The organism is Micromonospora sp. PTRAS2, assembly GCF_054052245.1.
The window spans coordinates 645,901-671,815 of record NZ_JBSWBU010000003.1; the positions used below are offsets into that span (position 1 = coordinate 645,901).

General features: G+C 75.1%; 20 protein-coding genes, 1 pseudogene and 1 riboswitch. Of the genes and pseudogenes, 8 read left to right on the forward strand and 13 right to left on the reverse strand.

Translation table 11 applies throughout. The features are described from left to right. Positions 1 to 30: 30 nt before the first annotated feature. The 3 genes from paaN to thrC all read right to left on the reverse strand — a co-directional run bounded on the left by paaN (position 31) and on the right by thrC (position 4,460). A complete protein-coding gene (gene paaN / locus ACVMYR_RS13805; RefSeq protein ID WP_457121943.1) occupies positions 31 to 1,704 on the reverse strand; it encodes a phenylacetic acid degradation protein PaaN in 1,674 nt (557 codons plus the stop codon). An 86-nt stretch (positions 1,705 to 1,790) separates the two neighbouring features. Further along, entirely contained in the window at positions 1,791 to 2,810 is a 1,020-nt protein-coding gene (locus tag ACVMYR_RS13810) for an N-acetyltransferase family protein (RefSeq protein ID WP_457121944.1), read from the reverse strand. 363 nt (positions 2,811 to 3,173) lie between these two features. After that, the gene (gene thrC / locus ACVMYR_RS13815; RefSeq protein ID WP_457121945.1) at positions 3,174 to 4,460 is read right to left on the reverse strand and encodes a threonine synthase; all 1,287 of its coding nucleotides are present in this window, start codon (positions 4,458 to 4,460) and stop codon (positions 3,174 to 3,176) included. A gap of 12 nt (positions 4,461 to 4,472) precedes the next feature. Beyond that, positions 4,473 to 4,604: riboswitch (SAM riboswitch) on the reverse strand. 288 nt (positions 4,605 to 4,892) lie between these two features. On the opposite strand from thrC, the gene ACVMYR_RS13820 reads away from it, so the two are divergent. Beyond that, positions 4,893 to 5,282, forward strand: coding sequence for an Rv0361 family membrane protein (locus ACVMYR_RS13820; protein WP_457121946.1), 390 nt, complete (start codon positions 4,893 to 4,895; stop codon positions 5,280 to 5,282). 16 nt (positions 5,283 to 5,298) lie between these two features. Here the strand turns inward: ACVMYR_RS13820 and ACVMYR_RS13825 are convergent, their stop codons facing one another. From ACVMYR_RS13825 to ACVMYR_RS13840, 4 genes are all read right to left on the reverse strand, one after another. Continuing rightward, positions 5,299 to 6,597: a low temperature requirement protein A gene (locus ACVMYR_RS13825; protein WP_457121947.1), complete on the reverse strand. Its 1,299-nt coding sequence runs from the start codon at positions 6,595 to 6,597 to the stop codon at positions 5,299 to 5,301. Positions 6,598 to 6,734: 137 nt separating this feature from the next. Next, on the reverse strand, positions 6,735 to 7,184 hold the full coding sequence (locus ACVMYR_RS13830; protein WP_077938116.1) for a DoxX family protein: 450 nt from the start codon (positions 7,182 to 7,184) through the stop codon (positions 6,735 to 6,737). A gap of 195 nt (positions 7,185 to 7,379) precedes the next feature. Further along, positions 7,380 to 8,252, reverse strand: a complete 873-nt coding sequence (locus ACVMYR_RS13835) for an ABC transporter permease subunit (RefSeq protein ID WP_343449281.1) — start codon at positions 8,250 to 8,252, stop codon at positions 7,380 to 7,382. Further along, on the reverse strand, positions 8,252 to 11,122 hold the full coding sequence (locus ACVMYR_RS13840; protein WP_457121948.1) for an alpha/beta fold hydrolase: 2,871 nt from the start codon (positions 11,120 to 11,122) through the stop codon (positions 8,252 to 8,254). Before ACVMYR_RS13840 ends, ACVMYR_RS13835 begins: the two co-directional genes overlap by 1 nt. A gap of 367 nt (positions 11,123 to 11,489) precedes the next feature. Between ACVMYR_RS13840 and ACVMYR_RS13845 the strand changes: the two genes are divergently transcribed. The 7 genes and pseudogenes from ACVMYR_RS13845 to ACVMYR_RS13875 all read left to right on the forward strand — a co-directional run bounded on the left by ACVMYR_RS13845 (position 11,490) and on the right by ACVMYR_RS13875 (position 20,596). Then, positions 11,490 to 12,722 (forward strand): hypothetical protein, encoded by a 1,233-nt coding sequence (locus ACVMYR_RS13845; protein ID WP_096761662.1) that lies wholly within the window; start codon positions 11,490 to 11,492, stop codon positions 12,720 to 12,722. Next, the gene (locus ACVMYR_RS13850; protein WP_457121949.1) at positions 12,712 to 15,510 is read left to right on the forward strand and encodes a sensor histidine kinase; all 2,799 of its coding nucleotides are present in this window, start codon (positions 12,712 to 12,714) and stop codon (positions 15,508 to 15,510) included. The genes ACVMYR_RS13845 and ACVMYR_RS13850 overlap by 11 nt, the downstream gene beginning before the upstream one ends. After that, the gene (locus ACVMYR_RS13855; RefSeq protein ID WP_077938110.1) at positions 15,507 to 15,971 is read left to right on the forward strand and encodes a roadblock/LC7 domain-containing protein; all 465 of its coding nucleotides are present in this window, start codon (positions 15,507 to 15,509) and stop codon (positions 15,969 to 15,971) included. The genes ACVMYR_RS13850 and ACVMYR_RS13855 overlap by 4 nt, the downstream gene beginning before the upstream one ends. Before the next feature lie 428 nt (positions 15,972 to 16,399). Then, positions 16,400 to 16,747, forward strand: a pseudogene (locus ACVMYR_RS13860) (DUF742 domain-containing protein); the annotation flags it as partial. Further along, positions 16,725 to 17,474, forward strand: a complete 750-nt coding sequence (locus ACVMYR_RS13865) for a GTP-binding protein (protein ID WP_396789666.1) — start codon at positions 16,725 to 16,727, stop codon at positions 17,472 to 17,474. The pseudogene ACVMYR_RS13860 and the gene ACVMYR_RS13865, both read left to right, overlap by 23 nt. A gap of 39 nt (positions 17,475 to 17,513) precedes the next feature. After that, positions 17,514 to 18,224 carry a hypothetical protein gene (locus tag ACVMYR_RS13870; protein ID WP_457121950.1) on the forward strand — a complete coding sequence of 237 codons (711 nt, stop codon included), beginning with the start codon at positions 17,514 to 17,516 and terminating at the stop codon, positions 18,222 to 18,224. A gap of 74 nt (positions 18,225 to 18,298) precedes the next feature. Continuing rightward, positions 18,299 to 20,596, forward strand: a complete 2,298-nt coding sequence (locus ACVMYR_RS13875) for an AAA family ATPase (RefSeq protein WP_457121951.1) — start codon at positions 18,299 to 18,301, stop codon at positions 20,594 to 20,596. Between the two features lie 34 nt (positions 20,597 to 20,630). Here the strand turns inward: ACVMYR_RS13875 and ACVMYR_RS13880 are convergent, their stop codons facing one another. The 6 genes from ACVMYR_RS13880 to ACVMYR_RS13905 form a co-directional block, all read right to left on the reverse strand. Then, positions 20,631 to 21,140 carry a GNAT family N-acetyltransferase gene (locus ACVMYR_RS13880; RefSeq protein WP_077938106.1) on the reverse strand — a complete coding sequence of 170 codons (510 nt, stop codon included), beginning with the start codon at positions 21,138 to 21,140 and terminating at the stop codon, positions 20,631 to 20,633. A gap of 70 nt (positions 21,141 to 21,210) precedes the next feature. Next, a complete protein-coding gene (locus tag ACVMYR_RS13885) occupies positions 21,211 to 22,206 on the reverse strand; it encodes a hypothetical protein (protein WP_457121952.1) in 996 nt (331 codons plus the stop codon). 66 nt (positions 22,207 to 22,272) lie between these two features. Continuing rightward, positions 22,273 to 22,752: a DUF3263 domain-containing protein gene (locus ACVMYR_RS13890; protein ID WP_077938104.1), complete on the reverse strand. Its 480-nt coding sequence runs from the start codon at positions 22,750 to 22,752 to the stop codon at positions 22,273 to 22,275. A gap of 128 nt (positions 22,753 to 22,880) precedes the next feature. After that, the gene (locus tag ACVMYR_RS13895) at positions 22,881 to 23,903 is read right to left on the reverse strand and encodes an ABC transporter permease subunit (RefSeq protein ID WP_077938103.1); all 1,023 of its coding nucleotides are present in this window, start codon (positions 23,901 to 23,903) and stop codon (positions 22,881 to 22,883) included. Further along, positions 23,900 to 24,910 (reverse strand): ATP-binding cassette domain-containing protein, encoded by a 1,011-nt coding sequence (locus ACVMYR_RS13900; protein WP_077938102.1) that lies wholly within the window; start codon positions 24,908 to 24,910, stop codon positions 23,900 to 23,902. Before ACVMYR_RS13900 ends, ACVMYR_RS13895 begins: the two co-directional genes overlap by 4 nt. An 86-nt stretch (positions 24,911 to 24,996) precedes the next feature. Then, positions 24,997 to 25,782: a DeoR/GlpR family DNA-binding transcription regulator gene (locus ACVMYR_RS13905; protein WP_043965142.1), complete on the reverse strand. Its 786-nt coding sequence runs from the start codon at positions 25,780 to 25,782 to the stop codon at positions 24,997 to 24,999. Positions 25,783 to 25,915: the final 133 nt, after the last annotated feature.

Consider the following 25,915-nt stretch of genomic DNA (forward strand, 5'->3'; position numbering starts at 1 on the left):
ATGCGTTAACAAGGGGCCCCTCCTTGCACCTCAGGCGGGGCGGCGGCTCTGGACGATGCGGAACCGGTTCGCCACGTACGCGCCGTCGGTCAGCGCCGCGTTCGCCGCCGCGTTGGCGCCGCTGCCGTGGAAGTCGGAGAACGCCGCCGACTGGTTGACGAAGACGCCGCCGGTCAGGTTGCACGACAGGTGCACCCCGACGTCGATCGCCGCCGCCTCGGCCGCGTCCAGCACCGCCGGGTCGGTCGAGTAGACGGCGGCGGTCAGCGCCCCGGACTCGCCAACGGTGGCGCGCAGGAGCTCCAGGCTGTGCGCGGTGGAGTCGGTGGCGATCACGAACGAGATCGGCCCGAACCACTCCCGGCCGTACGTCGCGGTGTCGGCGGCGGCCAGCTTGACGATGGTCGGCGTCCGCACCACCGCGCCGGGGAAGGCCGGGTGCTCGACGGTACGCGACTCCAGCACCGCCGCCCCGACCTTGGCGACCTCGTCGAGGCGCTCCAGCACCCCGTCGTTGACGATCGCGCCGGTCAGCTCGACGCCCCGGGCCGGGTCGGCGGTGAGCTTGCCCACGGCGGCGGCGATCCCGGCGGCCACCTCGTCGAAGCTCTTGTGCCCCTGGTCGGTGTCGATGCCCCCGGCCGGGATGAGGATGTTCTGCGAGGTGGTGCACATCTGGCCGCTGTAGAGGGTCAGCGTGAAGCCGAGGTTGCGGCACAGCCCCGCGAAGTCGTCGGTGGAGTCGATCACCACCGTGTTCAGGCCGGCCTTCTCCGTGTAGACCGTCGCCTGCCGGGCGTTGGCCTCCAGCCAGTCGCCGTACTCGGTCGAGCCGGTGAAGTCGACGATCTTCACGGCCGGGTGCAGGGCGAGGGTGGTGGCGAGCTTCTCGCCGGGGGCCTCGGGGGCGAGCAGCACCAGGTTGGGGTCGAAGCCGGCCTCGGCGAGCACCTCGCGGGCGTACTTCACGGTGATCGCGAGCGGCAGCACCGCGCGGGGGTGCGGCTTGACGACCACCGGGTTGCCGGTGACCAGCGAGGCGAACAGCCCGGGGTAGGAGTTCCAGGTCGGGAAGGTGTTGCAGCCGATCACCAGGGCCACCCCGCGCGGCACCACGTGGAACGTCTTGGTCATCCGCAGCGGGTCGCCCTTGCCGGCGGCCTTCTCCCAGCCGGCCGTCCCCGGGTGGCGGGTCATCTCCGCGTACGCGTAGGCGACCGCTTCGAGGGCGCGGTCCAGCGCGTGTGCGCCGCCGGCCTGGAAGGCCATCACGAACGCCTGGCCGCTGGTGAACTGCACCGCGTTGGCCAGCTCGAAGACGTGCTTGTGCAGCCGGTCGAGGATCTCCAGGCAGACGCCCGCGCGGGCCTGCGGGCCGGCGTCACGCCAGGCGGGCAGGGCGGCGGAGGCGGCGGCCACCAGCTCGTCGGCGCCCGGGTGCGGGTAGCGCACGTTCAGCTCCAGCCCGAAGGGGCTGGCCTCGGTGGCGACCCGGTCGCCGGTGCCGGGCTGGTCGAGCGGGAAGTCGCCGTTCAGGTACGCCTCGAACGCGGCCTTGCCGTCGGCGGCGGCGGTCTCGCCGTAGACCCGGGGGCTGGGTGACTCGGGATAGGCGGACCAGTACCCGCGCTCCGTGATCGCGGTCAGCGCCCGGTGCAGGGTGTCGGCGTGCTTGTCGTACTCGGGATGCGGGGTCTCCGTCATGCCCGCCATCATGCCGCAGCCGACGGGCGGGCAGTAGGGTCGGCGGACGCCGCCGGCCGCCCGCCGCCCTCGCCGCCGGCCGGCGGTCAGAGGGTGAGCTGCCAGTCGGTCCAGGCGTCGACCGGGCGGAACCCGAGCGCCTCGTTGATGGTGATCATGTACGTGTTGGCCTGCGCGTTGAAGGTGTCCACCGCGCGCAGCCCCGGCTCGTGGGCGAGCGCGTACCGCAGGTTCTCGACCTTGACGAGCAGCCCGAGCCGGTGGCCCCGGTGCGCCGGGTCGACGATGGTGATCTGCTGCCACGCATGCCACGGCACGTTGGGGCCGACGTCGATCGTCGTCCAGGCGACCAGCCGGCCGGACGCGGCGTGCACCGCCCCGTGGTGGTAGCGGCGGCGGCCCCGCGCGTCCAACGCCCGCTCGACGCCCCGGATCCGCTCGACGTCGACCCGCTCCGGCTCCCACTCCATCTCGCCCAGGGGCGCGTCGGCCATCAGCCGGCCGTCGAGGTGGGCGACGTCGGCGACGAGCTCCTGCGGGGCCGCGCCCTGCCAGCGGACCGTGCGGTAGCCGGCGGCGCGGGACCGGGCGTCGGCCAGCGCCGCGTCGAGCGCGGCATGGTCGAGCCGGGTGGTGTCGAGGCGGCGGCGGACCTCGGCGAGCACCGCCCGCGCGCCCGTCGCCGCGGCGAACGCTTCGCCGGCCCCGCCGCGCGCCGGCCCGCCGGGCAGGGCCGCGACGGTCGCGCCGATCACCCGCTTGCGCCCCCGCTCGCGCAGCAGCTCCACGCCGTGCGCGTGCAGCGCCCGGCCGACCCCGCGCCGCCGGTGCGTCGGGTGCACGAGCAGGTCGACGGTGGCGTTGTCGGTGTTGTCGAGCTGCGGCAGGTCGAGGGCGAGGTAGCCGGCCGGCGCGCCGTCGAGCCGGGCGAGCGCCCAGACCGGCGCGTTGCCCGGCATCGGGTGCCGGATCGCCGCCTCGAAGCGCCGCCGGCACAGCGGCGGGAAGTCGGGGACGTCCGCCTGGTCGGCGGCGGCCCGGATTCCGTACGCCGCGTCGACCGCGCCCTGGTCCGCCGGGTCGATCGGGGTGATGGTGATGCGCATGGGCCGAGGGTGGCCGGGGAAAGACGATCGGGCCAGCGAATTTCTCCGCTGGCCCGATCGGACGTTGGTCGGGAGGGACGATCGCACAACGCCTCCGGCGTTGGGTCGTAAGAACTTAAAGTCTACGGCGAAACGCCCTCCCGCACGGAGCATCTTGCGCCGTCCGGTTCCTGCCGTCAAGTCCTCGGCGGCGGGTTTTTGCGTACGGAGGGCAAAACGTCGGTTACCCGACGGATCGGTTCCCTTCGTGAAGGCGCGCGATGTCGGCGACATGGGGGTGTCCCGGCGGGCGGATGCCCCCATGTCGCCGACCCGGCGTCGATCAAGTCTCGACCGGCACGGCGGCCCGGGCCGGACGGGGACTCAGCCGAGCAGGCCGGCGTCGCGGGCGGCGCGCAGCGAGGGCTTGATCCGGTGGGTCGGGCCGACCTGCGGGGCGACGGCGTCGATGGTCTTGAGCCCCTCGCCGGTGTTGAACACGACGGTCTCCGCCGTCGGGTCGAGCCGGCCGGACTCGACCAACTTGCGCAGCACCGCCACGGTCACCCCGCCGGCGGTCTCGGCGAAGATCCCGGTGGTGCGGGCCAGCAGCCGGATGCCCGCGCGGATCTCGTCGTCGTCGACGTACTCCATCCACCCGCCGGTGCGCCGCACGGCCTCCAGCGCGTAGAGGCCGGCGGCGGGGTCGCCGATGTTCAGCGACTTGGCGATGCCGGTCGGCTTGACCGGGGTGATGGTGTCGGTGTCGGCGTGCAGGGCCGCCGCGATCGGGTTGCAGCCGGCCGACTGCGCCCCGAACACCTTCCAGCCGCCGGCCGGGGCCTCGACGAGGCCGATCTCGACCAGCTCGCTGAACGCCTTGTCGATCTTGGTGAGCAGCTCGCCGCTCGCCATCGGGATGACCACCTGGGCCGGGATCCGCCAGCCGAGCTGCTCGGCCACCTCGTACCCGAGGGTCTTGGAGCCCTCCGCGTAGTAGGGCCGGACGTTGACGTTGACGAAGGCCGTGTCCTCGAACTCGTCGGTCTCCACCAGCTCGCCGCAGAGCCGGTTCACGTCGTCGTACGAGCCGTCGATGGCGACCAGCTCCCCGCCGTAGACGGCGGTGGTGACCACCTTGCCCGGCTCCAGGTCGCTGGGGATGAACACGATCGACGGGGCCCCGGCACGGGCCGCGTGGGCGGCGACCGAGTTGGCCAGGTTGCCGGTCGACGCGCAGGCGAAGCGGGTGAAGCCGAGCGCCCGGGCGGCGGTGAGCGCCACCGACACCACCCGGTCCTTGAACGAGTGGGTGGGGTTGGCGCTGTCGTCCTTGATCCAGAGGGGGGCGATGATGCCCAGCTCGGCGGCGAGGTTGCCGGCGGCGACCAGCGGGGTCAGCCCCGAGTCCACGGTCACCCGGGTCGCCGGGTCCTGCCCGGCGGGCAGGAGGGCGGCGTACCGCCAGAGGTTCTGCGGGCCGGCCTCGATCTGCTCGCGGGTGACCCGGGCCAGGGCCGCCGCGTCGTAGTCGACTTCGAGGGGGCCGAAACACTCGTAGCAGGCGTGCTGCGCGGCGAGCGGGTAGCGCGCCGAACAGGCGCGGCAGACCAGGGCGCGGGCGGGGCTGGCGGCGGTGTCGATGCCGGGCGCGGCGAGGGTCGACGTCATGTCGAGGAGGTCCTCTCATCTTTCCCCGCATCGCACCCTGCGGCGGGGACGGAATTGGCACCTGTCCGCGCCGCTCGTCATCGAACGCACGGGTGGTTGCCGGGGCTTCGTCGGGCCGTATCCCTCTGCCCCTCTGGATGAGGTATTCAGTTGTGCCGCCGAGTCTACGGCGGATCGCGGCGACCGCCACCCGAGCTTCCCAGCGTATGGGCCGGATCGGGGGTGCCGACTTGGTCACATCGTCGCTCTCCGCACCGCCACCGCCACCCACGGCGACCATCTCCGGGGCTTCCGGAAGGGCGGGTGGCCTGCGCTTTCTAGCCTGACGGCGTGACCTACCCCCCGACGCCCGGCACGCCCGGGCCACCCCCCAGTCCCGGCGTGCCCGGGCCGCCCCCGAAGCCCCGTGGAACCGGCCGGACGACCCGTACCGTGATCATCGTGGCCGCCGTGGTGGCGCTGCTCTGTTGCGCCGGCGCGTTCACCGGCGGCGGCATCTGGTTCTTCCGCACCGTGCAGGGCACCACCGCGCCCGCCCGGAACGCCGCGACCGCATACCTCGACGACGTGCGGGACGGCAACCATCCGGCCGCGTACGGCCGGCTCTGCGAACAGCTGCGCAGCCAGCTGACCGAGGAGGAGTTCGCCCGGGCCCGGGCGGCCGAGCCGCCCCTGGGCAACTACCGGGTCACCGCCACCGAGGTGAGCAGCAGCACCGACAGCCAGTCCCGGGCCGAGGTGACCGTCACCGCCGCCGGCCGGCAGCAGGTCCTCACCCTGGTCGAGGAGGGCGGCGACTGGCGGGTGTGCGGGGGGATCTGAGCGGCACCGGCCGGGATCAGCGGTGGTGGTGCCGCCACCGCGCCTCCCGGACCTCGCGCGCCTCGCGTTCCTCCCGCACGGCCTCGTGCAGCGCCCACCGCGAGCCCGCCAGCAGCACGATCTCGGCGACGACCAGGCCGACGGTGAGCACGGTGAGCAGGGCCACCGCGACGAGGGCGGGGAGGCGGCCGGCGACGGGCACCGCGGCGACCACGAGCACCACGACGGTGACCCGGGTCCACACGACGGTGCCGAGGACCCGGAGCTGGAAGGCGACCAGGCTCACCAGGTAGAGGGCGGCCCTCGTGAACAGCAGGGGGCCGCCGGGGCCGGGCAACGGGCCGAGCAGGTCGACGCCGGCCGCGCCGAGGTGGTGCACCATCTGCTCGCCGCCGAGCGCCACCAGGATGAGCCCGGCGATCATCGGCAGGTGCAGGTAGAGGTAGCCGTCGCGGGCCGCCGCGATCCGGTCGGGGCCCCGGCGGCCGTGCATCGCCAGCTCGGCGGCCGGGGCCAGGCTGTCGAAGTAGAGCCACCAGAGGCTGACGATGGCGGCCAGGCCCGCCAGCGTGGTGTAGAAGGTGGGCCAGGTGACCGGCTGGCCGAGGACCCCGCTGCCCAGGCCGATCGAGATGATCAGCTCGCCGAAGGCGATGATGACGATCAGCTCGAAGCGCTCGACGAAGTGGCCGGGGGCGGCGATCCGCCAGCCGGACAGCCCGACGGCGAAGCCGTTGCCGTACTCGACCAGCACGGCGAGGGCCCAGATGCCGGGCCGGACCCAGACGCGGTCGGTGCCGCCGGGGAGGTCGGGCACGAATGCCGCCGCCAGCAGCAGCCCGGTGGAGACGACGACCGCGAGGCCGATCCGGACGAGCTGGCGACGCTCCTCGGGCAGGTCCCGGACCGCGTACAGGTGCAGCCCGAGGTGCAGCCCCCGGATCAGGAAATAGCAGATGGGGAAGAGCACGGGGGCGGGGCCCCCGCCCGACTGGTCGCCGAACGCCTGCGGGATGGACAGGGCGATGCCCAGCACCGCCCCCATGGCGGTCAGGGTCACCAGCGGGGCGATGCCCTCCCCCAGGCGCACCCGCTGGGCCACCAGCATGTGGGCGATCCAGCACAGCCACAGCAGGGCCAGGACGAGCATGCCCTTGACCAGCCCGTGGGTGCTCAGGTCCTCGGCCACGAACCGGGAGACGTTGAAGAAGCCGTAGACGAAGACCAGGTCGAAGAAGACCTCGACGCGGGCCACCCGGGCCCCGGCGGCGACCGTGCGGACCGGGCGCCAGCCCGGATACCTGCGGCTGCCCACCTGCGCGAGTCTGGCAGCCGCCCCCGGGCGACAGTGCCGGAACGGCGAGATGGGGGCGGATGCCGCGACTACCGCCGGGGCGGGTGCTCAGGGGTGCCGTCTTCGCTGGCAGCCCGCCCGCCCCGGCGGCGGTCGGGTCAGGCAGGCACCGAGCGCTTGCTCGGGGCGGGCGCCGCGACGGCCGGCTCCCGGCGGCGGCCCAGCAGGGTGTCGACGGCCCACGTCCCGGGGCCGAGCACCGCGATGAGCACGAACGACCAGCAGAACAGCGCGGACAGTTCACCGCCGTTGCGCAGCGGCAGCAGCCCCTCCGGCTGGTGCACCACGAAGTACGCGTACGCCATCGAGCCCGAGGCGAGCAGCGCGGCGGGTCGGGTGAACAGCCCGGCCAGCACCAGCGCGCCGCAGACGGCCTGGATCAGGGCGGCGTACCAGCCTGGCCAGGTGCCGAGCGGAACCGCCTGACCGGTTCCTCGCGCACCGCCGAAGACACCGAGCAGCGACGACAGGCCGTGGAACAGAAAGAGCAGGCCAATCACCATGCGGAACAGGGACAGGACGGGACCGCCAAGTCGGTCAATGTTCATACCACACCTCCAGTGACAGAAGTCAATGCAGCTAGAATGCGGTAAGAATTTGATAAGGTCGATACTTGTCCCTGTCCGTGGGAGCGTTCCCACGGTATTTGAGACGCGGAACATCCCCACCAGCAGAAGCGCTCGCCGCGACCTCCACGCCAGGCCCGATCGGTCACGCCGGCGGGTAGCTGCCCGGCTCCGCCGTCAGCTCGTGACGTCCTTGCGGGTGAAACGCCAGAAGGCCAGCGACCAGAACAGGGTGGCGTAGGCGATCGCGGAAATACAGCCGCGCACCAGGTCGTCGGTCTGCACCGGCGTCGACAGCAGCCCCAGCCAGGCGTTGGCGTAGTGGGTGGGCAGGAACGCCCGGATCCCGCCGAGCGCCGTGATCTGGTCGAGAATGCTGGACAGGATCCACAGCAGCACCGCGCCGCCGACCGCGCCGAGCGCCGCGTCCGTGACGACCGAGAGCAGGAACGCGAGCCCGGCCACCGCCAGCAGGACGACCGCCAGGTAGCCGAGCACGGCCGCCAACCGCAGCAGCCCCTCCGCCGGGTCGAGCTGGGCGGAGACCTGGCTGCGCAGCGGCTCCCAGCCGTACCGGAGGGTGCCCGCGAGCAGGGCGGTGCCGGCGAGCAGCAGCAGGGCCAACCCCGAGTACGCGAGCGCCACCAGCAGCTTCACCGCCAGCAGCCGGGCCCGGGGCACCGGCACGGCCAGCAGGTAGCGCAGGCTGCCCCAGCTCGCCTCGCTGGCCACCGTGTCGCCGCAGAACAGCGCCACCACCACGACCAGCAGGAATGACGCCGAGACCAGCAGCGAGAACAGGGTGAAGTTGAGCCCGCCCGAGGTGGCCAGGTCGGCGAGGCTGGAGAACTCACCCCCGCCGCCGTCGTCGTCGTTGCCCGAGTCGAACTGGAACGCGACCAGCACGATCAGCGGCAGCAGCACCATGAACCCGAGCGCGAGCTGGGTGCGCCGCCGCGACGCCTGCCGGCGGAACTCCGCCGCGAACGGCAGGGTCGCCGACGGCCGGTAGCCGGCCGCCGCGCCCACCGTGGAAGACGACTGCGCCATCACCGGTCCCCGCTTCCCCGAGAGTTCTCGCCCACCAGGGCGAGGAACGCGTCCTCCAGGCGGCGGCGCGGCACCACCCGGTCCACCCCGATCCCGGCCCGGACCAGCTCGGCCACCACCTCGCTGCGGGCGGTGCCGTTGGTGTCCACCACCAGCTGCCCCTCGGCGTCGGGCAGCACGGTCACGCCGGCCAGCCGGCCCAGCACGTCGCGCGCCGCGTCGGGGTCGGTCACGTCGAACAGCACGCTCGGCGACTCGCCGACGATCTCCTCCACCGGGCCGGACGCGACGATCCGCCCCTTGTTGACCACCACCGCGTGGGTGCAGGTCTGCTCCACCTCGGCGAGCAGGTGGCTGGAGACCAGCACCGCCCGGCCGTCGGTGGCGTAGCGCTGGAGCACCCGGCGCATCTCCGCGATCTGCGGCGGGTCCAGGCCGTCCGTCGGCTCGTCGAGCACCAGCAGCTCGGGCAGGCCGAGCATGGCCTGGGCGATGGCGAGGCGCTGCCGCATGCCGTGGCTGTACTTGCGCGTCTTCCGGTGCACCGAGTCGCCCAGCCCGGCGATCTCCAGCGCCTCGTCGAAGTGCGCGTCCGCCCACGGCCGGCCGGTGGCCCGCCAGTAGGCCTTCAGGTTGTCCAGGCCGGACAGGTGCGGCAGGAAGCCGGGGCCCTCGACCAGTGCGCCGATGCGCGACAGCACCGGCGAGCCGGGCACCAGCCGCCGGCCGAACACGTAGATCTCGCCCGCGGTGGGCTGGGTCAGCCCCATCAGCACCCGCAGGGTGGTGGTCTTGCCCGCGCCGTTGGGCCCGAGCAGGCCGACGACCTGGCCGGGGTGCACCTCGAAGTCGACGTTCGACACGGCGACGAAGCCGTCGGCGTACTCCTTGCGGAGCTGGCGCACGGCCAGCGGCGTGCCCGCGTACTCGGGATGCACGGAGCTGTCCTGACGGCGGTGCCGGCGGCGGGCGACCAGGACGACCGCGGCGAGCCCGACCGCGATGGCGGCCAGCAGCCCGGCCAGCACCCAGCGCCAGACGACGGCCGTGGTGGGGATCGGCTCGCCGGCCACGGTCGGCAGCACGAGCGGGCCGTCGCCGGCCGCCACGGTGTAGACCGCCGGCTCGACCGGCGTCGTGTACGCCTGGTCGGACGTCGCGACCACGACCCGCAGCCGGTGCCCGGCCTCGACCCGGCGGACGATCGCCGGCAGGGTGACCGTGACCGGCTTCGCAGCCCCGACGTCGGCCGGCAGGCCGGTGAGCCGGACCGGGGCCACCAGCCCGTTGGGCAGGGTCGCCGCGCCCTGCGGGTCGACGTCGTAGAGCTTCACGAACAGCACCGCCTCGCCGCTGGCCGACGCGGCCCGCAGCGTGACGGTCGGCGAACCGGCCACGTCCACGGCCTCGTCCAGCGGCGCGGACTCGAACCGGGCGTGCTGGCCGGGCACGTCGCCGGCCACGCCGCCGAGCAGCGAACCGAGCGCACCGGCGAACGGGATCGAGGAGATGGCCGCCGGGTTGCCGTTGGGCGGGTTGGCGACCGGCTGGGCCGGGCCGGTCACCGCGACCTCGCGGCGCGCGTCGCCGGCCAGCCCCGGGTAGTCGGTGGTGCGGAAGCCGGTGGCGACCAGGCCGCGGTCGAGGGCGTCGAAACCGGCGATCCGCGAGTACGTGAAGTCGTCGCCGGGGGCCGCCCCCTCGCCCTTGACGTAGTGGTCGAGCCACTGCACGGTCAGGTACTTCACCCGGTCGGAGTCGTTGCGCGGCCCGTCGCCGCCGTCGTGGCCGCCGGTGAACCAGGCCACCCGGACCGGGGTGCCGGCGGCGGCGATGCCGCGCGCGTTGGCGTCGGCCTCGGCGAGCGGGAAGAGCGTGTCGGCCTCGCCCTGCACCAGCAGGGTGGGCGCCTTGATCCGGTCGAGCACGCCGGCCGGGCTGGACCGGCGGAGCAGGTCCACGGCCGCCTGGTCGCCCCGCCCGGTGGTGGCGATCCGCAGGTACGCGGCGCAGACGTCGGCGGCGAACCGGCCGCAGGACGGGTCGGCCGCCCCGGCCGGCGCGCGCCCCGAACCGGTGCCCGGCCCCGCGCCCGGTGCCGGGCTCGGCGGCCCCGCCGAGGCCGGGTTGCCCTCGGGCTGGGCGGCGGAGGTGCCGGAGAGCCCGGCCGGGCCGGAGCCGGCGTTGCCGCCGCCGCCGAAGAACAGCCCCGCCCAGCCCTTCTTGAACACGCCGGAGGTGGCGGGCCCGCCGGTGCTCTCCGGCAGGAACGCGCGGGACAGGTCGTTCCAGGTGATCATGGGGACGATCGCGTCGACCCGCTGGTCCTGGGCCGCCAGCAGCAGGGCCAGGCCGCCGCCGTACGAGCCGCCGACCACCCCCACCCGGGGGTCGCCGGCGGCGTCGGTGCGCACCTCGGGCCGGGCGGCCAGCCAGTCCAGCAGCCGCTGCGCGTCCCGCACCTCGTGGTCGGGGCTGTCCAGGTGGATCTGGCCGCCGCTGCGGCCGAAGCCGCGCGCGGTCCAGGCGAGCACCGCGTAGCCCTGGCCGGCGATCTCCTCGGCGTCGGAGCGGACCGACTCCTTGGTGCCGCCGAAGCCGTGCGCGAGCAGCACCGCCGGCACCCGGCGGTCCGCCGAGGCACCGTCGGGCAGGTAGAAGGTGGTGTCCAGGTCGACCGGCTCGTCGCCGGCCGGCCCGGAGCGCACAGTGATCATCGCGGGCTCGGCGCGGAAGCCGGCCTCGCCGGGCCGGGCCGCCCAGAGCACGGCGGCGGCCAGCAGCACGACCGCCACCGAACCGGCGACGATCCGGCGGGGGCGGGTGGCCAGGGCCCGTCGGACCGGTGCGGCCGACAACGGCGATCTCATGCGGCAACGGTACGGTGCGGATCCTGAGCGTTCGCTGAGATCCTCCGTACGTCCGTCCGGCCCGGCCGATCGGCGACCCGTTTTGATCGTTTGCGCAGCGTCCGCCGCATCCCAGCGAGATGAATTCGGATCATGTGAATTCCGATGTTCGACCGAAATCGCACCCGATCAGGCCATCTCCTCCGGGCAGTCGCCACCGAGGGTGCCGCATCGGTCGACAACAGGTGACATCGCTCGTAGTGACGCAAAACTGACCGGCCGGCGGCTCTGCGTGCCGGTGCCAGTCAGCTAGTTTTCCGGTCCGGTGAACGGGACTGCTCGGCAGGCCCGGCACCTGCCCGTATCCGCCGTCGCCGGAGGAGAACCCATGACCGTCCCCGCGCAGCGGGGCCCCCGACGGCCCAACCGCACCGGCCGCATCCTGCCGCTGGTGCTCGTGGTGGCGCTCCTCGCCCCGGTGGCGTTCCTCTTCGTCCAGCAGCGCCGCCACAGCGGCGAGGAACGCGACCTCATCGTCCGCGAGCGGCTCGGAGTGGAGTACCTGCGCGTCCTCGGCCCCCTCACCCTCGCCCTGGTCGACGCGCAGTCCGCCGCCGTCGCCGGCCGGACCGTGTCCCGGGAGTCGCTCGGCCGGGCCGTCGAGGACGTCGCCGCCGCCGACGCCCGCCTCGGCGACGACCTGCGCACCCACGAGCGGTGGACCGGGCTGCGGGCCAAGCTGGAGGCCCTGCCCGAGAAGGGGCTGACCGACCCGCAGGCGACCTTCGCCGCGTACGGCGAGGCCACCGACCTGCTGCTGTCCCTGCACCGCAAGGTACGCGAGGCCTCGGGGCTGGTCCGGGACCGGCAGGCCGACTCGTTCTACCTCCAGGACGCGATCAGCGACGAGCTGCCCGAATCGCTCGTGGCGACCGGCCGGCTCGGCGACCTGGCCGCCGTCGCCGCCGAACTCCCCGACGCCCAGCGCATCGCCATGGTGTCCCAGCTCGGCGCCCTGTGGACGAGCGCCATCAGCCCCGCCAACGACCTGATCAACAACCTGCGCGCGGCCGTGGACAGCACGGACAGCACCAAGCTCGGCGCGAACGTGCTCGCCCCGCTGGACACCTACCAGCGCTCCATCGAGCGGCTCGGCGCGCTCGCCGCCCCGACCTCGTCGGCCCGGCTGCAGGACGAGGCGGCGACCGCCCGCGCGCTCACCAACCTCATCGCCGCCCGCACCGCCGCGCAGGAGGCCGCCAGGCAGCTCCAGCCCGTCATCCTCGACGAGTTGGACGCGCTGCTGACCGACCGGATCGACCAGCTCGACCGGGAGCGCCGGCTCGCCGCCGGGGCAACCGTCCTGGCCGTCCTGCTGCTCGGCGCGCTCGGCGCGCTGATCGTCGCCCGCCGCGACCGACGGACCGGGCGGGACCGCCGACCGGCCGGCGGCGACACCGGCCCGCCGGCCGACGACGCCGGCTGGGACGACGCCCCGGCCGACCCCCGGGGGGCCGCCCCGGCCGGCACGCTCGCCCCGGTCGAGCCCCGGATGCTCCAGCCGGCCGGGCAGGGCCGCCCCGCCAGCGCCGAGCGGTGGGGGCCCTTCGATGCTCGCTAGGCTCCGCATCCGGGGCAAGCTCGCCCTGCTGGTGATCGTCCCGCTGCTCAGCATGGTCGGGCTCGCCGTGCCGATCGTCCTCGACCGGGTCGCCACCGCCGGGCGGGCGGCGGACACCGCCGAGGCCGTCCGGGTGGCCAGCCGGGTCGGCAGCCTCGTCCAGGACCTCCAGCAGGAGCGGCTGCTCTCCGTCGGTCTGCTGCTCGGCCGGGCCTCCCGCACCGAGGTGATCCAGAAGTCGGCCACCGTGGACGACCGGGTCGCCGACATCCGCGCCGAGCTGGGAGGCCAGCTCACCGACCGGGTCCGGCTCGCCCTCGACCAGGTACGGGGGCTCGCCGACGTACGCGCCGCCGTGCTCGCCGGCCGGGCCACCCCGGCCCGGGTCATGGAGGCCTTCGGCCCGCTCGCCGTGGAGCTGATCGACTCGCTGCGGCTGACCTGGAAGGTGGACACCACCACCCCCGTCGGTCAGCAGGTGCTGGCCCTGGACGGGCTGCTGCGCGCCGACGAGAGCCTGGGCGCGTGCGCCACGCTGATCGTCCTGGTCAGGGCGACCAGCGACCCGAAGACCGTCGCCAGCTACATCGCCTGCATGGCCGCGCTGAGCGTGGACACCGACCGGTTCCGCAGCCTGGTCACCCCCGAGCAGTTGGAGCTGGCCCTGCTGGACGACGCGGCGGTGGCCGCCCGGACCAGCCCGACGTTCATCGTCGACAGCGAGAAGGACCCCGTCGCCGCCGTCGCCACGGTGCCCCTGGACACGCTCTTCCCCTCCGTCCAGTCGATGATCACCCTCGGCCAGTTCGTGGAGAAGAAGATCGCCGCGGACGTCACCACGCAGGTGCGCGCGGAGGAACGGCGGGCGCTCGTCGCCGCCTGGGTGGTCGGCGTCACGGCGGCCCTGGTCATGCTCCTCGTGGTGCTGCTCAGCATGGCGGTGGCCCGGTTGGTCGCCCGCCCGCTGACCCGCCTCACCCGCTCCGCCGAACGGGTCGCCCGGGCCGCCGAGGCGGAGCTGGTGCGGGTCGCCGACGACGAGAGCGAGAACGTCCCGCCGATCCGCCTCGACCCGGTCGACGTCCGGGGCCGCGACGAGATCGGTGACCTGGCCCGCGCGTTCGAGCGCGTGCAGCACACCGCCGCCCGGCTGGTGGAGCGGCAGGTCGCCGGCCGGCGCAACGTGGCGCAGATGTTCGGGCACGTCGGGCGTCGTACGCAGAACCTGGTGGGCCGGCAGATCGCGCTGATCGACCGGCTGGAGCAGCAGGAGACCGACCCCGGGCGGCTGGAGCACCTCTACCGGCTGGACCACGTCTCCAGCCGGCTGCGCCGCAACGCGGGCAGCCTCGTGGTGCTCTCCGGCTCGACCGGCGCCGACGGGCACGTGGCCCCGGTGCCGCTGACCGACGTGGTCCGGCTCGCGCTCGGCGAGATCGAGGACTACACCCGGGTCGACGTGCAGGTCCCGGCCGGGGTGTCGGCGGCGCCGTCCACCGTGGGTGACCTGGTGCTGGCGCTGGCCGAGCTGATGGAGAACGCCACCGTCTTCTCCCCGCCGCACACCCGGGTGGTGGTGACGGCCGAGCCGACCGGGCACGGCATGCGGTTGTCCGTGGTGGACCACGGCATCGGAATGACCGAGGAGCGACTGGCCGAGGAGAACGCCCGGCTCACCCGCCGGGAGCGGCTCGACCTCGCCCCGACCGAGGTGCTCGGCCTCTTCGTGGTGGGCCGGCTCGCCCGCCGGCACGGGTGGACGGTGGACCTCGCCCCGACCACCGGCGGCGGGGTCACCGCCCGGCTGGAGGTCCCGTCGGCGCTGCTGGTCGTGCCGCCCGCCGGCCAGGCCGGGGCCCCGGCGGCCGGGCCGGACCGGCCGGGCGCGTCCGGCCGGCCGCTGGCCGTCGCCGCCACCCCCCACCCCGGGCCCGCCGGCAAGCCGGTGGACGGGGCCGTGGCGCTCGGCGTGGCCCTCGGCGTGGACCGCGAGCTGCTCACCCGCGCCACCCGGTCGATGGAGTCGGGCGACTCCTGGAACGCCTTCGGGGCGGTCGCGGAGCCGCCGGCCGCCACGACCGGGCGCGCAGGCGCCCCCACCCTGGACGCCCCGCCGACCGTCGGCGGCACCCCGGTCGCGCCCGGCGCCGCCGCTCCCCCGGCGGCCCCCGGCACCGTCCGGTCGTCCCGTGCCGCCGGTCCGGTCGGCGGGGCCGGCGGCACACCGGTCCTGCCGGCCCGCTCCCGGGGCACCTCCTTCCCGACCGGGCTGCGGCCCGGATCCGCGCCGCAGCCCGGCGAGGCGGCGCGGCGCGCGTCCGGCATCCGCCAGCGGGTGCCCGGCGCGAGCCTGCCCCACACCAGCCCGGTCGTCGGCCCGGTGGACGCCACCACCGCCGACCCGGCCGCCGCCCGCGCGCTGGTCGAGGAGTTCGAAGCCGGGGTACGCCGGGCCGAACTGCACCCCCCGGCGACGCCCCACCCGGCGACCGCTCCGCCGGCGCCGGCCCGCCCGGCTGCTGCTCCCCCGGTTTCCGCCCGCCCGATGGCCGCTCCCCCGGTGGCTACGGCCCCGGCGGCGGCACCCCTGCTCGCCGACCCTCCCCGGCTGACCCGTCGGGTCCCCGGTGCCAACCTGGCCGTCCCGCCCCCCAGGCCCGCTCCCCCGTCCGACCCCGGCGACCCGGGAGAGGTGCGCGACCTGATCAACCAGTTCGAGGCGGGCGTCGCCCGCGCGCTGCGTGAAGCCCGTCCTGACCGCCGCTACGAAGAGGGATCAACACGGTGACCAGCCCGTACCTGCACGAGAACGTCGAGCACCAGCACCCCACCGACCTCAGCCCCGAGGCCCGCACGTTCAACTGGCTGCTGGACTCGTTCACGTCCAGCACCGCCGGCGTGATGGAGGCGATCGCGGTCTCCTCCGACGGGCTGCTGATGGCCATGTCGGCGATCAAGGACCGGGCCAACGCCGAGCGCCTCGCCGCCGTGGTCTCCGGCATGACGAGCCTCGCCGGCGGCGCGGCGAGCTGGTACGCCCTCGGCGGCCTGAACCGGGTCATCGTCGACATGGCCGACGGCTACCTGCTGATCAGCTCGATCAGCGCCGGCTCGGTGCTCGGGGTGGTGGCCGACCGGTCGGCGAACCTCGGCACCGTGGCGTACGAGATGACCCTCTTCGCCGGGCGGGCCGGCAGCGCCCTCACCCCACGACTGATCGCCGAGCTGAAGAACGCCGTCCAGCAGTGAGCCCGGAGGTCGCCGGCACCGGGCCGGATCCGGAACCCGTCGTCCGGATCCGGCCCTACCTGCGGGCGCAGCCCCCGGTCGACGGCGGGCCGGGCGAGTCGGCGGGCCTGCCGGGCGGCCCCGGGTATCCCGGCGGCCCGGGCGGTGCTTCCGGGTTCCCCGACGGCGCTACCGGCTTTCCCGGTGCCGACGCCGGCTTCCCGGGCGGCGCTCCCGGCTTCCCCGGTGGCAACCCCGGCCCTGCCGGTGGCGGCCCTGGCTTCCCCGGTGGCGACCCCGGCTACCCGGGTGGCGGCCTTGGCTACCCGGGTGGCGGCCTTGGCTACCCGGGTGGCGGCCTCGGCTTCCCGGGCGGCCCTGGCGACGGCCCGCCCGGCGGCCCGGCGAGCGACCTTCCCGGCCGGCTCGACGCTCCCGATCCGCACCTGCCGGCCGGGCCACGCCCGTTCGTGCTCACCGCCGGCAGGGTGGCCGGGGTGGACCCGGCGATCAGCCTGGAGACCCAGGTGACCGCCCGGCCCGGTCCCGGCCACCGGGGCGCGGGGCCGGTCTCCCGGCTCGCCCCCGAACTCCAGGCGATCATCGCGCTCTGCGGAGAACCGATCTCCGTGGCGGAGATCTCGGCCCGGACCCGGCTGCACTTCGGCGTCACCCGGATCCTGGTCGGTGACCTCCGGGCCGCCGGCCACCTCGACGTGCACGTCAGCACCGCCAACGACGCCCTTGACCCCGACATCATCCTGCGAGTGATTGATGGACTCCGTGCGATCTCCTGAATGGCCGCCGGCCCCGCTGAGCGGGCTCTCCGCCAACAGCGCCGCCGCCCGCTACGGCACCCCGGCGGGTGCCACGCCGGCCACCGGACGCGCCGCCCCGCCGACCACCCCGGCACCGCCCGCCGGGCTGCGGCACGGCACGCCGAACGCCGGCCCGGGCCGGGCCGCGCCCCCGATCCCGGTCAAGATCCTGGTCGCGGGCGGCTTCGGCGTGGGCAAGACCACCACGGTCGGGGCCATCTCGGAGATCGCGCCGCTGACCACCGAGGCGGAGATGACCAGCGCCGGGATCGGCATCGACGACCCCGGCGCGCGGTCGGGCAAGACCACCACCACGGTGGCGATGGACTTCGGCTCCGTGACGATCGACCGCAGCCTCAAGCTCTACCTCTTCGGTACGCCGGGTCAGAACCGCTTCGGCTTCATGTGGGACGACCTGGCCCGGGGGGCGCTCGGCGCGCTGGTGGTGGTGGACAGCTCGCGGCTGGACGACTGCTATCCGGCGATCGACTTCTTCGAGCGGGCCGGGCTGCCGTTCGTCGTCGGGGTGAACGCCTTCGACGGCCGGCTGGCCGTGGACCTCCCCTCGATCCGGTGGGCCCTGGCCATCTCCGACCAGGTCCCCCTGGTGCAGTTCGACGCCCGGGACCGGCTCTCGGTGCGGGACGCCCTGCTGGTCGTCCTGGACCGGGCGCTGGACCGGGCCACCCGGGACAGGAGGGACTGAACCGGCCCGGTTCGGTCCACACGCGGAAGGGGTGGCGACATGAGAGGTGATCTCGACGAGACACTGGCCCGGCTCGCCCGGCGTGAGGAGGCGCTCCGCCGCCGGGGCGCCGATCCGGGCGACGAGCCCGGCCGGGAGCCGGCGGCTCCGACCGTCCCGGCGCAGGCCGCGGCCCACCCGGTCGGCTGGGGCGAGCCGGCCGAGGCGCGACAGGATCCCACCCCGGCCGTACGGGTCGACGCCGGAGCGGGACCCGACGCGGGGACGGGAGACGCCGCCACCCCGGCCACCCGCCCCCGGCCGGCGGGCGACGTCGGCCAGGACCCGGCGGACGCCCTGCCCCGCCGGACGGGCGGCGTACCGGCCCTGCCCGCCGCGCCGACCCTCACCCACCCGGCCCTCGCTGAACCGACCCTCGCCCACCCGGCCGGCGTCGCCGGGCGGGACCCGGTCGACGAGGTGGCCGAGGCGGTCGCCCGGGTGGTGGCGGCGCACCCCGGCATGACGGTCGCGCTGCGCGTGGAGCACGACGGGCAGGCGTACCCGCTGCGGGTCGGCTGGTCGAACGGGCGGGTGACCGTCGGCGCGGAGGCCGCGACCGTACCGCCCCCGGTGTGGCCGCTGACGGTGAAGGCCGTGCCGGCGTGGCCGTCCGACGCCGACCGGCTGAAGGTGGACCCGGCGGCCCGGCTGGCGGAGCTGATCCGGCGCGACCCGTCGCTGCTCGACAGCACCGACCCCACGCGCTGACCCGGTGTGAGAGGGGGACCCTTCTCTACCGTCGGCGTTAACAGGGGGCCCTTCCTTGCGGCTAACCTCGGGCGATGGCCTCGCCCGCACCCGAACTGACCCTCGTCGCCAGCCTGCGACCGGCCGCGCTGGACGGCCGGCGCGGCGTGGTGCGGCTGCACCCGGAGGTGTTGACGGCGCTCGCGCTGCGCCCCGGCGACCCGGTGCGGCTCACCGGCCGCCGGGTGACCGCCGGGATCGTCGCGCCGGCCGGGCCCGCCGCGAGCACCGCGCTGCTCTACGCCGACGACCTGCTCCTGGGCAACCTGGGCGAACGCGACGGCGGGCAGGTCACGGTGAGCCGTGCGCCGGTGGTCCCGGCCCGCCGGGTGACCCTCACCGGGCCGGTGCAGGTCACCGCCGCGGTCTCCCCCGAGATGCTCCGCCTCGCGCTGCTCGGCAAGGTCGTCACCGTCGGCGACGACGTGTCCCTGCTGCCGCAGGACGTGCTGCCGGACGCCTCGGTGCGCGCCCTCGTCGCGGCGGCCCGGCACCGCCTGTCCAGCACCGTCGGGTACGCCTGGACCAGCACCCTGCTCACCGTGGCCGCCGCCGAGCCGGGCGTCGCCGCGCTGGTCACCATGGACACCGTGGTCGGCTGGGAGCACGGGCCGGCCACCCGGGCCGGCGGCTCGGCCGGTCCCGCCCACGCCGGCGCACCCGGCCACGCCACCGGGAACGGTCCGGCGGCCGGGCCCGACGCGACGACCGGGGCGACCGGGCCCGACGGGCGGGTCCCCGACGGCGACGACGCCGGGGCGGACGCCGCGCCCGCCGTGGACGAGCTGCCGGGGCTGCGGGCGCAGGTGCAGGAGCTGACCGAACTGCTCGACCTCGGGTTCCACCACCGGGAGGTGCTGGGCCGGCTGGGCACCGGCGTGTCGCTCGGGGTGCTGGTCGCCGGGCCGGCCGGGTCGGGCAAGTCCGCGCTGGTCCGGGCGGTCGCCGCCCGGGTGGGCGCCCGGGTCCGCCCGATCTGGGCACCCGAGCTGGCCGCGCTCGCCAACGACGCGGCGGCCCGGCGGCTGCGCGCCGCCGCCGACGAGGTACGCGGCGACGGCCCCGCCGTGCTGCTGGTCACCGACGTGGAGGCGCTCGCCCCGGCCGACGACGCCGGGCCGGTGGCCACGGTGTTCCGCCAGGTGCTCGCCGAGACCGTCCGGGCCGGGGTGGCCGTGGTCTGCACGACCAGCCGCCCCGAGGCCGTCGACCCGGGGCTGCGCGCCCCGAACCTGCTGTCGCTGCGGATCACCGTGCCACTGCCCGACCAGGCGCTGCGCCGGGAGCAGCTGACCGTGCTGACCCGCCAGGTGCCGCTGGCCGAGGACGTCCGGCTGGACGAGGTCGCCGGGCGTACCCCCGGGTTCGTCGCCGCCGACCTGGCGGCGCTGGTGCGGGAGGCCGGGGTGCGGGCGGCGCTGCGGCAGAAGACGGCCGACGCGCCGACGGTGGCGATGGCCGACTTCGCCGCCGCCCTGGAGGTGGTCCGGCCGACGACGATGGCCGGGTCCACGCTGGAGCTGGCGAACGTCACCCTCGACGACGTCGGGGACATGGTCGAGGTCAAGCAGACGCTGACGGAGTCGGTGCTGTGGCCGCTGACCTACCCGGACACCTTCGCCCGGCTGGGCGTGCAGCCGCCGCGCGGGGTGCTGCTCTACGGGCCGCCCGGCTGTGGGAAGACGTACCTGGTGACCGCGCTCGCCGGCTCGGGGCGGGCCAACGTGCTCTCGGTGAAGGGCGCGGAGCTGCTGTCGAAGTGGGTCGGCGAGAGCGAGCGGGCGGTCCGGGAGCTGTTCCGCCGGGCCCGGGAGGCCGCCCCGACGCTGGTCTTCCTCGACGAGGTGGACGCGCTCGCCCCGGTGCGCGGCCAGGCCAGCGACGGGGGCACCACCGACCGGGTGGTCGCCGCCCTGCTCACCGAGCTGGACGGGGTGGAGTCGCTGCGCAACGTGGTGGTGGTCGGCGCGACCAACCGTCCCGACCTGGTGGACCCGGCGCTGCTGCGCCCGGGCCGGCTGGAACGGCTGGTGTACGTGCCGCCGCCCGACGGGGACGCCCGCGCCGAGATCCTGCGCGCCGCCGCCCGCAACGTCCCGTTCGCCGACGACGTCGACCTCGCGGCGCTCGGTGCCGGGCTGGACGGCTTCTCGGCGGCGGACTGCGCGGCGCTGGTGCGAGAGGCGGCGCTCGCCGCGATGCGGGAGTCGCTGACCGCGTCGACGGTCACGGCGGGGCACGTCGAGGCGGCGCGGCAGCGGGTCCGCCCGTCGCTCGACCCGGCCCAGGTCGCCTGGCTGGCCGCGTACGCGCAGGCCCGAGACGCGCGCTGAGGCTCGCGCCGCCGCCGGGGCGGTGCCGGGATGCTCAGAAGGCGGGCGGGATGGCGTCGAGGGAGATCTCGGCGCGCACGGCGTCGCCGTCCTCGATCAGCTTCGCGCCGCACCTGCGGAGCACCGACACGGCACCGGAGTTGTCCGGGGTGGTCTCCGCCACCACCGTGTGCATCCCGGCCGCCGCCGCGAGGTCGAGCAGCTCGCGCAGGGCCACCGCGCCCACGCCCTGGCCCCGGGCCGAGCGGCCGAGCCAGATGCCCGTCTCCACCGTCCCCGGCTCGGCGCGGCGGGTCATCCGGATCATGCCCAGCACCTCGCCGCCGACGAGGACCGCGTACATGGCGGTGTGGGTGGGGCCGTCGAGGCCCGCCATGCCCGTGCGGTAGTAGTCCCGGAACGCCTCCCGCCGGGCGTGCGACCAGCCGGCCGGCGCGTCGACCGGGGGCATCACGTCGTCGGGCTCGGCCTCGGCGACGGCCACCGAGAGCAGCGGCTCCAGGTTCCGTTCGTCCACCGGCTCCAACCGGACCGTTCCCGTCACGTGCCGAAGTCTGCCGTCCCGCACCCGCCCGAGTCCACCCTTTGGCTTCCCTCGACCGGTCCGGCAGCAGCTACGAGCCGGTCGGCGGGCCGGCGGTGGCTCGACCGGGGCCGAACTCGCAGAGGACGACGGAGGCGTCGTCGGTGGCCTTGTGCCGGCGCAGCCGGTCCGGCCGGTCGCGCTCGGCGGCGCGGACCCGGTCGAGGAGCGCGCCGGGCCCCTCGGCGGCGACCAGGTCGAGCAGGCCGGCCCAGTCGAGGAGCCCGAACTGCTCGACGGCACAGGAGGCACCGTCGGTGAGCAGGGCCGCCCGGCGCAGGCTCCCCGGGCCGCGCAGCGGCTCTCTGCCGGTGATCGCGTGGTACGCGGCGTCGGGGTCGGCGGCGGCGACCCAGTAGCCGTGCGTGCGGTTCATCCGCTCCCGCTGCAGCGTGACGGCCCGCCGGAACCGGGTGACCGGGTCGTCGCCGACGCCTGCGGGCAGGGTGGACGCCGTGCGGCGCAGGTCGGCCACCGCGTGCTCCAGCCGGTCGTCGGTGACGGCGCGCACCCGGCCGCCGACGTCGAGCACCAGCGGGCTGTCGCAGAGCACGAGCCAGTCCGCCTCCCCACCGCTCTCCCGCAGCAGGCAGACGGTCGACGAGGGGGTGCCGGGATGGTCGAGGTCGCAGCCGGTGCCGTGGTCGGCCCGTACCGCGAGGATCGCCGCGGCGAGGGTGCTCGCCAGGGTGGCGGCGGGCCGGGCGGCGGCGGCCAGCCCGATCCGGGCGGCGAGGTGCCGGACGTACCAGGCGGGGCCGTGCACGCAGCCGGTGTCGAAGCCCTCGGGCACGGTCGCCCCGTCCAGCACGCCGACCAGCGGGCCGAAGCGGAAGACCAGGTCCTCGTTGACGGCCCGGCCGGGTGCCGGCGCGGACGCCGACCGGACCCGCATCGTCGGCCCGGCCGACCCGGCGCGGGTGCCCGGTGCGACCGCCGCCTCCGCCGGGGTCGTGGCCCGCCCGGCCGTCGCGGTCCGCCCGGGCCGGGCGTCCCCGGCCGGTACGCCCCGGTGCGCTGCCGCCATCCGCCGCTCCCTCCGCCGGCTCGATTGTGCCGGGGATCGGGCGGCCAAGTGGCCGGGTTCGCGTGGTCAGCGCCGCCGGTTGCGGGCCCGGGACGAGCGCAACCGGCGCAGCCGGCCGACGAGGACCGGCTCGGCGGCCAGCGCGGCCGGATTGTCCAGCAGCCCGTTGAGCAGTTGGTAGTAGCGCGTCGCGGAGAGGCCGAAGGTGTCCCGGATCGACTGCTCCTTGGCCCCCGCGTGCCGCCACCACTGCTGCTCGAAGGCGAGGATGCGCAGTTCCCGCTCGGTGAGGCCGGGGGCGGCGGCGACCGGCTCGGCCGGGTCCGCTCCGGGCTCGGGCGCTCCCGGCTCCGGCTCGGGGGTGCCGGGCTCCGGCTCGCCGGTCACGGGTTCGGCGCGGGTGGCCGGGGCGGGGGTCGCGGCGTCCGGCGCGGACCGGGGTGGGGGGACGGTGACGCCCTCCCGGGTGCCCGTCGCCTCCCGGCCGCCGGGTCGCGCCGGCTCGGGCCGGTCGGTGTCGGCCGGGGCGGCGTCGGCAGGCGGCATGGCGGTCCTCACGCGGGCGGGCGAAGGGCCGACGGAGCCGCGCCGGCCGGGGGGATCCCCAGCCTAACCAGGGCGGACCCGGACCGCATCGGACGTGCGGTGCGGTCCGGGCCACCCGGTGCCACTGCTCAGGCGACGTCCCGCCGGCGCATGGTGACCAGCGCCGACCCGAGGGCGAGCACCAGCACGACGGAGAACAGGATCGAGGCGTGCTGCCAGGTCAGGTCGAAGGTGGCCGGCTTGCACTCGCCGTAGTACGTGGCGTTGCAGGCGTTCCAGTCCTCCAGGGTGACCTTCTTCGTCATCCAGGCGAGCCCGTACGTCGGCAGCAGCCACGCCTCGACGAAGCGCGCCCCCGCCATCGACATCACGATGCCCAGGCCGAACTGGCCGACCACGACGGCCCCGATCGCCCCGCCGAGGGCCATCGCGGTGTGCCGGCCCAGCGAGGCCAGCGCGAACCCGATGGTCGCCGCGACCATGATCAGCACCAGCCCGCGCAGCCCGGTCAGCGCGAACGACTGCCACGTCCCGGAGGTCATCTTCTCGGTGGTGCCGCGCAGCGTGCCGACGATCCAGAACCCGGCGGTCCAGAGCGTCGCGGCAGCCAGGGTCACGGCGACGAGCCCGGTGAGCAGCGCCGCCAGCTTGGTCAGCAGCACGGTGAGCCGCTGCGGTCGCCACAGCAGCAGGTTCATCATCCCGCCGGAGCTCCACTCGGCGCCGACGAAGGAGGCGCCGATCACGAACCCGAGCAGCGCCAGGATCGCGGTGAAGGTGACGATCATCTCCTCGAAGCTCGCCCGGAAGTCGAACGTCGACGGCAGGAACCACCGCGCCTCGATGCTCTCCGGCGGCGGCGGGGTGATCATCTCGCAGTCCGGCGGGAACCGGCCCTCCTGCTGCTGGTCCTGACCGGACGCCTTGGCCTGCTCGCAGGCCTTGCGCTCCTGCTCGGCCCAGCGCACCTGCTCCTGGTACTGCTGCTCGGCCTGCCGTTGGGCGGCGGCCTGCTGCTCGGGGCCGATCTTCTGGTTGGTGAAGAAGACCCCGACGAGGACCGCCCCGAGCACCAGCAGGCCGAGCACCGTCGCCCAGCGGGCGAAGCGCCGCTTGCCCAGCCGGCGCAGCTCCGTGCGATAGAGGCTCATGCGCCCCAACCTCCCCCGACGGCGCCGGGCTGGCCCGCGTCACCGACCCTCGTGGACTGGTCGACCTGGCGGTGCTGCCCCGGCACGGGTGCGGTCGAGGTCAACTCCAGGAAGACGCTCTCCAGGTCGACCGTGACGGGGGCCAGCTCGCTGACGTACAGGCCCTGGCCGGCCAGGATCCGGCTCACCTGGGCCGGCTTCTCGACGCCGGCGAGCATCAGGTGGTCGGGGTGGGCGGTGACCGCCACGCCCGCCCGGCTGAGCGCGTCGGCCGCCGCCGGCAGGTCGGTGACCGCCTCCAGCCGGACCCGCACGGCCCCGCCGGAGTGCTCGGCGAGCACCTGGTCGACCGGGCCGAAAGCGACCCGCCGGCCGAGCGAGATGATGGTGACCGAGTCGCAGATGAGCTGGATCTCGCCGAGGATGTGGCTGGACAGCAGCACGGTCATCCCGGAGGCGGCCAGGTCCCGGGTCAACGTGCGCATCTCCCGGATGCCGCCGGGGTCGAGGCCGTTGGCGGGCTCGTCGAGGATGAGCAGCTTCGGGTTCTTGAGCAGTGCCGAGGCGACCGCGAGGCGCTGCTTCATGCCGAGCGAGTACGTCTTGACCCGCTCACCGGCCCGGTCGCGCAGGCCGACCAGCTCCAGCACCTCGTCGACCCGGGTCTGCGGCACCTCGCCCGCCCCGGCCAGCAGCGACAGGGTGTCGCGGGCGGTGAAGTGCGGGAAGAACTGGGGGCTCTCGACGATCGCGCCGACCTGGCCGACGACGGCGGGCAGGGCGGCGGGCACCTCCTGCCCGAGGATCGCCATCCGGCCGCCGTTGGGCCGGATGAGCCCGAGCAGCGTACGCAGCGTGGTGGTCTTGCCCGAGCCGTTGGGGCCGAGGAAGCCGTGCACCTGCCCCTGCTCGACCCGCATGTCGAAGCCGTCGAGGGCGTGTCGGACCCCCCGGCGGCGACTCTTGTATGTCTTGCGTAGACCTTCTATTTCCAGGACAGCTGACAAGCTGCGCCTCCCCCGATGAGTCGGTGACGACGCACACCATACGCGGTATGCAGAGGGAAGCAATACCCGGTATGCAGTACGGCGCGTCAGGCGATGACGACGTGGACGCCCGCCGCGCGGAACGCCTCCACCAGCTCCGGGTTCGCGCCCGAGTCGGTGACCAGCGTCTCCACCCGCTCGACGGGGCAGATCCGGGCGAACGCGTGACCGCCCAGCTTGGACGAGTCCGCGATGATCACCACCCGCTTGGCGCGGGCCACCATCAGGTTGTTCATCGCCGCCTCGCCCTCGTGGTGGGCGGCGGCACCGAGCTGCGGGTCGATCGCGTCCACGCCGAGCAGGGCGACGTCCAGGGTGACCTCGCGCAGCAGCGCCCCGCCCAGCGGGCCGACCAGCTCGAACGACTTGGGCCGCACCACGCCGCCGGCGACCACCACCTTCATCCGGGAGCGCACCAGCAGCTCGTTGGCGATGTTGAGCGCGTTGGTGACGACGGTGAGCTGCGCGCCCTCGGCGCTGGTGTTCAGGTCGGGCCGGACGGCCAGCGCGCGGGCCACCTCCGTGCTGGTGGTGCCGCCGTTGAGGCCGACCACGGTGCCCGGGGTGACCAGCGCGGCGGCGGCGGCCCCGATCCGCTGCTTTTCAGCCGAGTGCTTGGCCGTCTTGTAGCGCAGCGGCAGGTCGTAGGAGACGCCGTTGGCGACCGCGCCGCCCCGCGTCCGGGTGATCATCTGCTGCTGGGCGAGCTGGTCGAAGTCGCGCCGGATGGTGGCCTGGGAGACGTCCAGCCGCCCGGCGGCCTCCTCCACGCTCACCCGCCCGTTGTCAGTGAGCATCTCCAGCAGCGCGTTCCATCGGGCGTACCGGTCCACTGCGGCGCCTCCACTGACTGCACGAAGGGTGATTGATTGCGTGCACAGTAGTGCGCGAAACTACCAAGGTGCAAAACTCCGCTCTGCGCGATCGGGTACCCGGTTGCCAGAGACGCGAGGTTTCGCGCAGAAT

Bases quoted from the DNA above. Each gene is read 5' to 3' on its own strand.
- ACVMYR_RS13845 (WP_096761662.1), top strand. From the start codon at position 11,490: ATGACCGTCCCCGCGCAGCGGGGCCCCCGACGGCCCAACCGCACCGGC.
- ACVMYR_RS13875 (WP_457121951.1), top strand. From the start codon at position 18,299: ATGGCCTCGCCCGCACCCGAACTGACCCTCGTCGCCAGCCTGCGACCG.
- ACVMYR_RS13835 (WP_343449281.1), bottom strand. From the start codon at position 8,252: ATGGCGCAGTCGTCTTCCACGGTGGGCGCGGCGGCCGGCTACCGGCCG.
- ACVMYR_RS13840 (WP_457121948.1), bottom strand. From the start codon at position 11,122: ATGAGATCGCCGTTGTCGGCCGCACCGGTCCGACGGGCCCTGGCCACC.
- ACVMYR_RS13895 (WP_077938103.1), bottom strand. From the start codon at position 23,903: ATGAGCCTCTATCGCACGGAGCTGCGCCGGCTGGGCAAGCGGCGCTTC.
- ACVMYR_RS13810 (WP_457121944.1), bottom strand. From the start codon at position 2,810: ATGCGCATCACCATCACCCCGATCGACCCGGCGGACCAGGGCGCGGTC.
- ACVMYR_RS13870 (WP_457121950.1), top strand. From the start codon at position 17,514: ATGAGAGGTGATCTCGACGAGACACTGGCCCGGCTCGCCCGGCGTGAG.
- ACVMYR_RS13885 (WP_457121952.1), bottom strand. From the start codon at position 22,206: ATGGCGGCAGCGCACCGGGGCGTACCGGCCGGGGACGCCCGGCCCGGG.
- thrC (WP_457121945.1), bottom strand. From the start codon at position 4,460: ATGACGTCGACCCTCGCCGCGCCCGGCATCGACACCGCCGCCAGCCCC.
- paaN (WP_457121943.1), bottom strand. From the start codon at position 1,704: ATGACGGAGACCCCGCATCCCGAGTACGACAAGCACGCCGACACCCTG.
- ACVMYR_RS13830 (WP_077938116.1), bottom strand. From the start codon at position 7,184: ATGAACATTGACCGACTTGGCGGTCCCGTCCTGTCCCTGTTCCGCATG.
- ACVMYR_RS13850 (WP_457121949.1), top strand. From the start codon at position 12,712: ATGCTCGCTAGGCTCCGCATCCGGGGCAAGCTCGCCCTGCTGGTGATC.
- ACVMYR_RS13890 (WP_077938104.1), bottom strand. From the start codon at position 22,752: ATGCCGCCTGCCGACGCCGCCCCGGCCGACACCGACCGGCCCGAGCCG.
- ACVMYR_RS13865 (WP_396789666.1), top strand. From the start codon at position 16,725: ATGGACTCCGTGCGATCTCCTGAATGGCCGCCGGCCCCGCTGAGCGGG.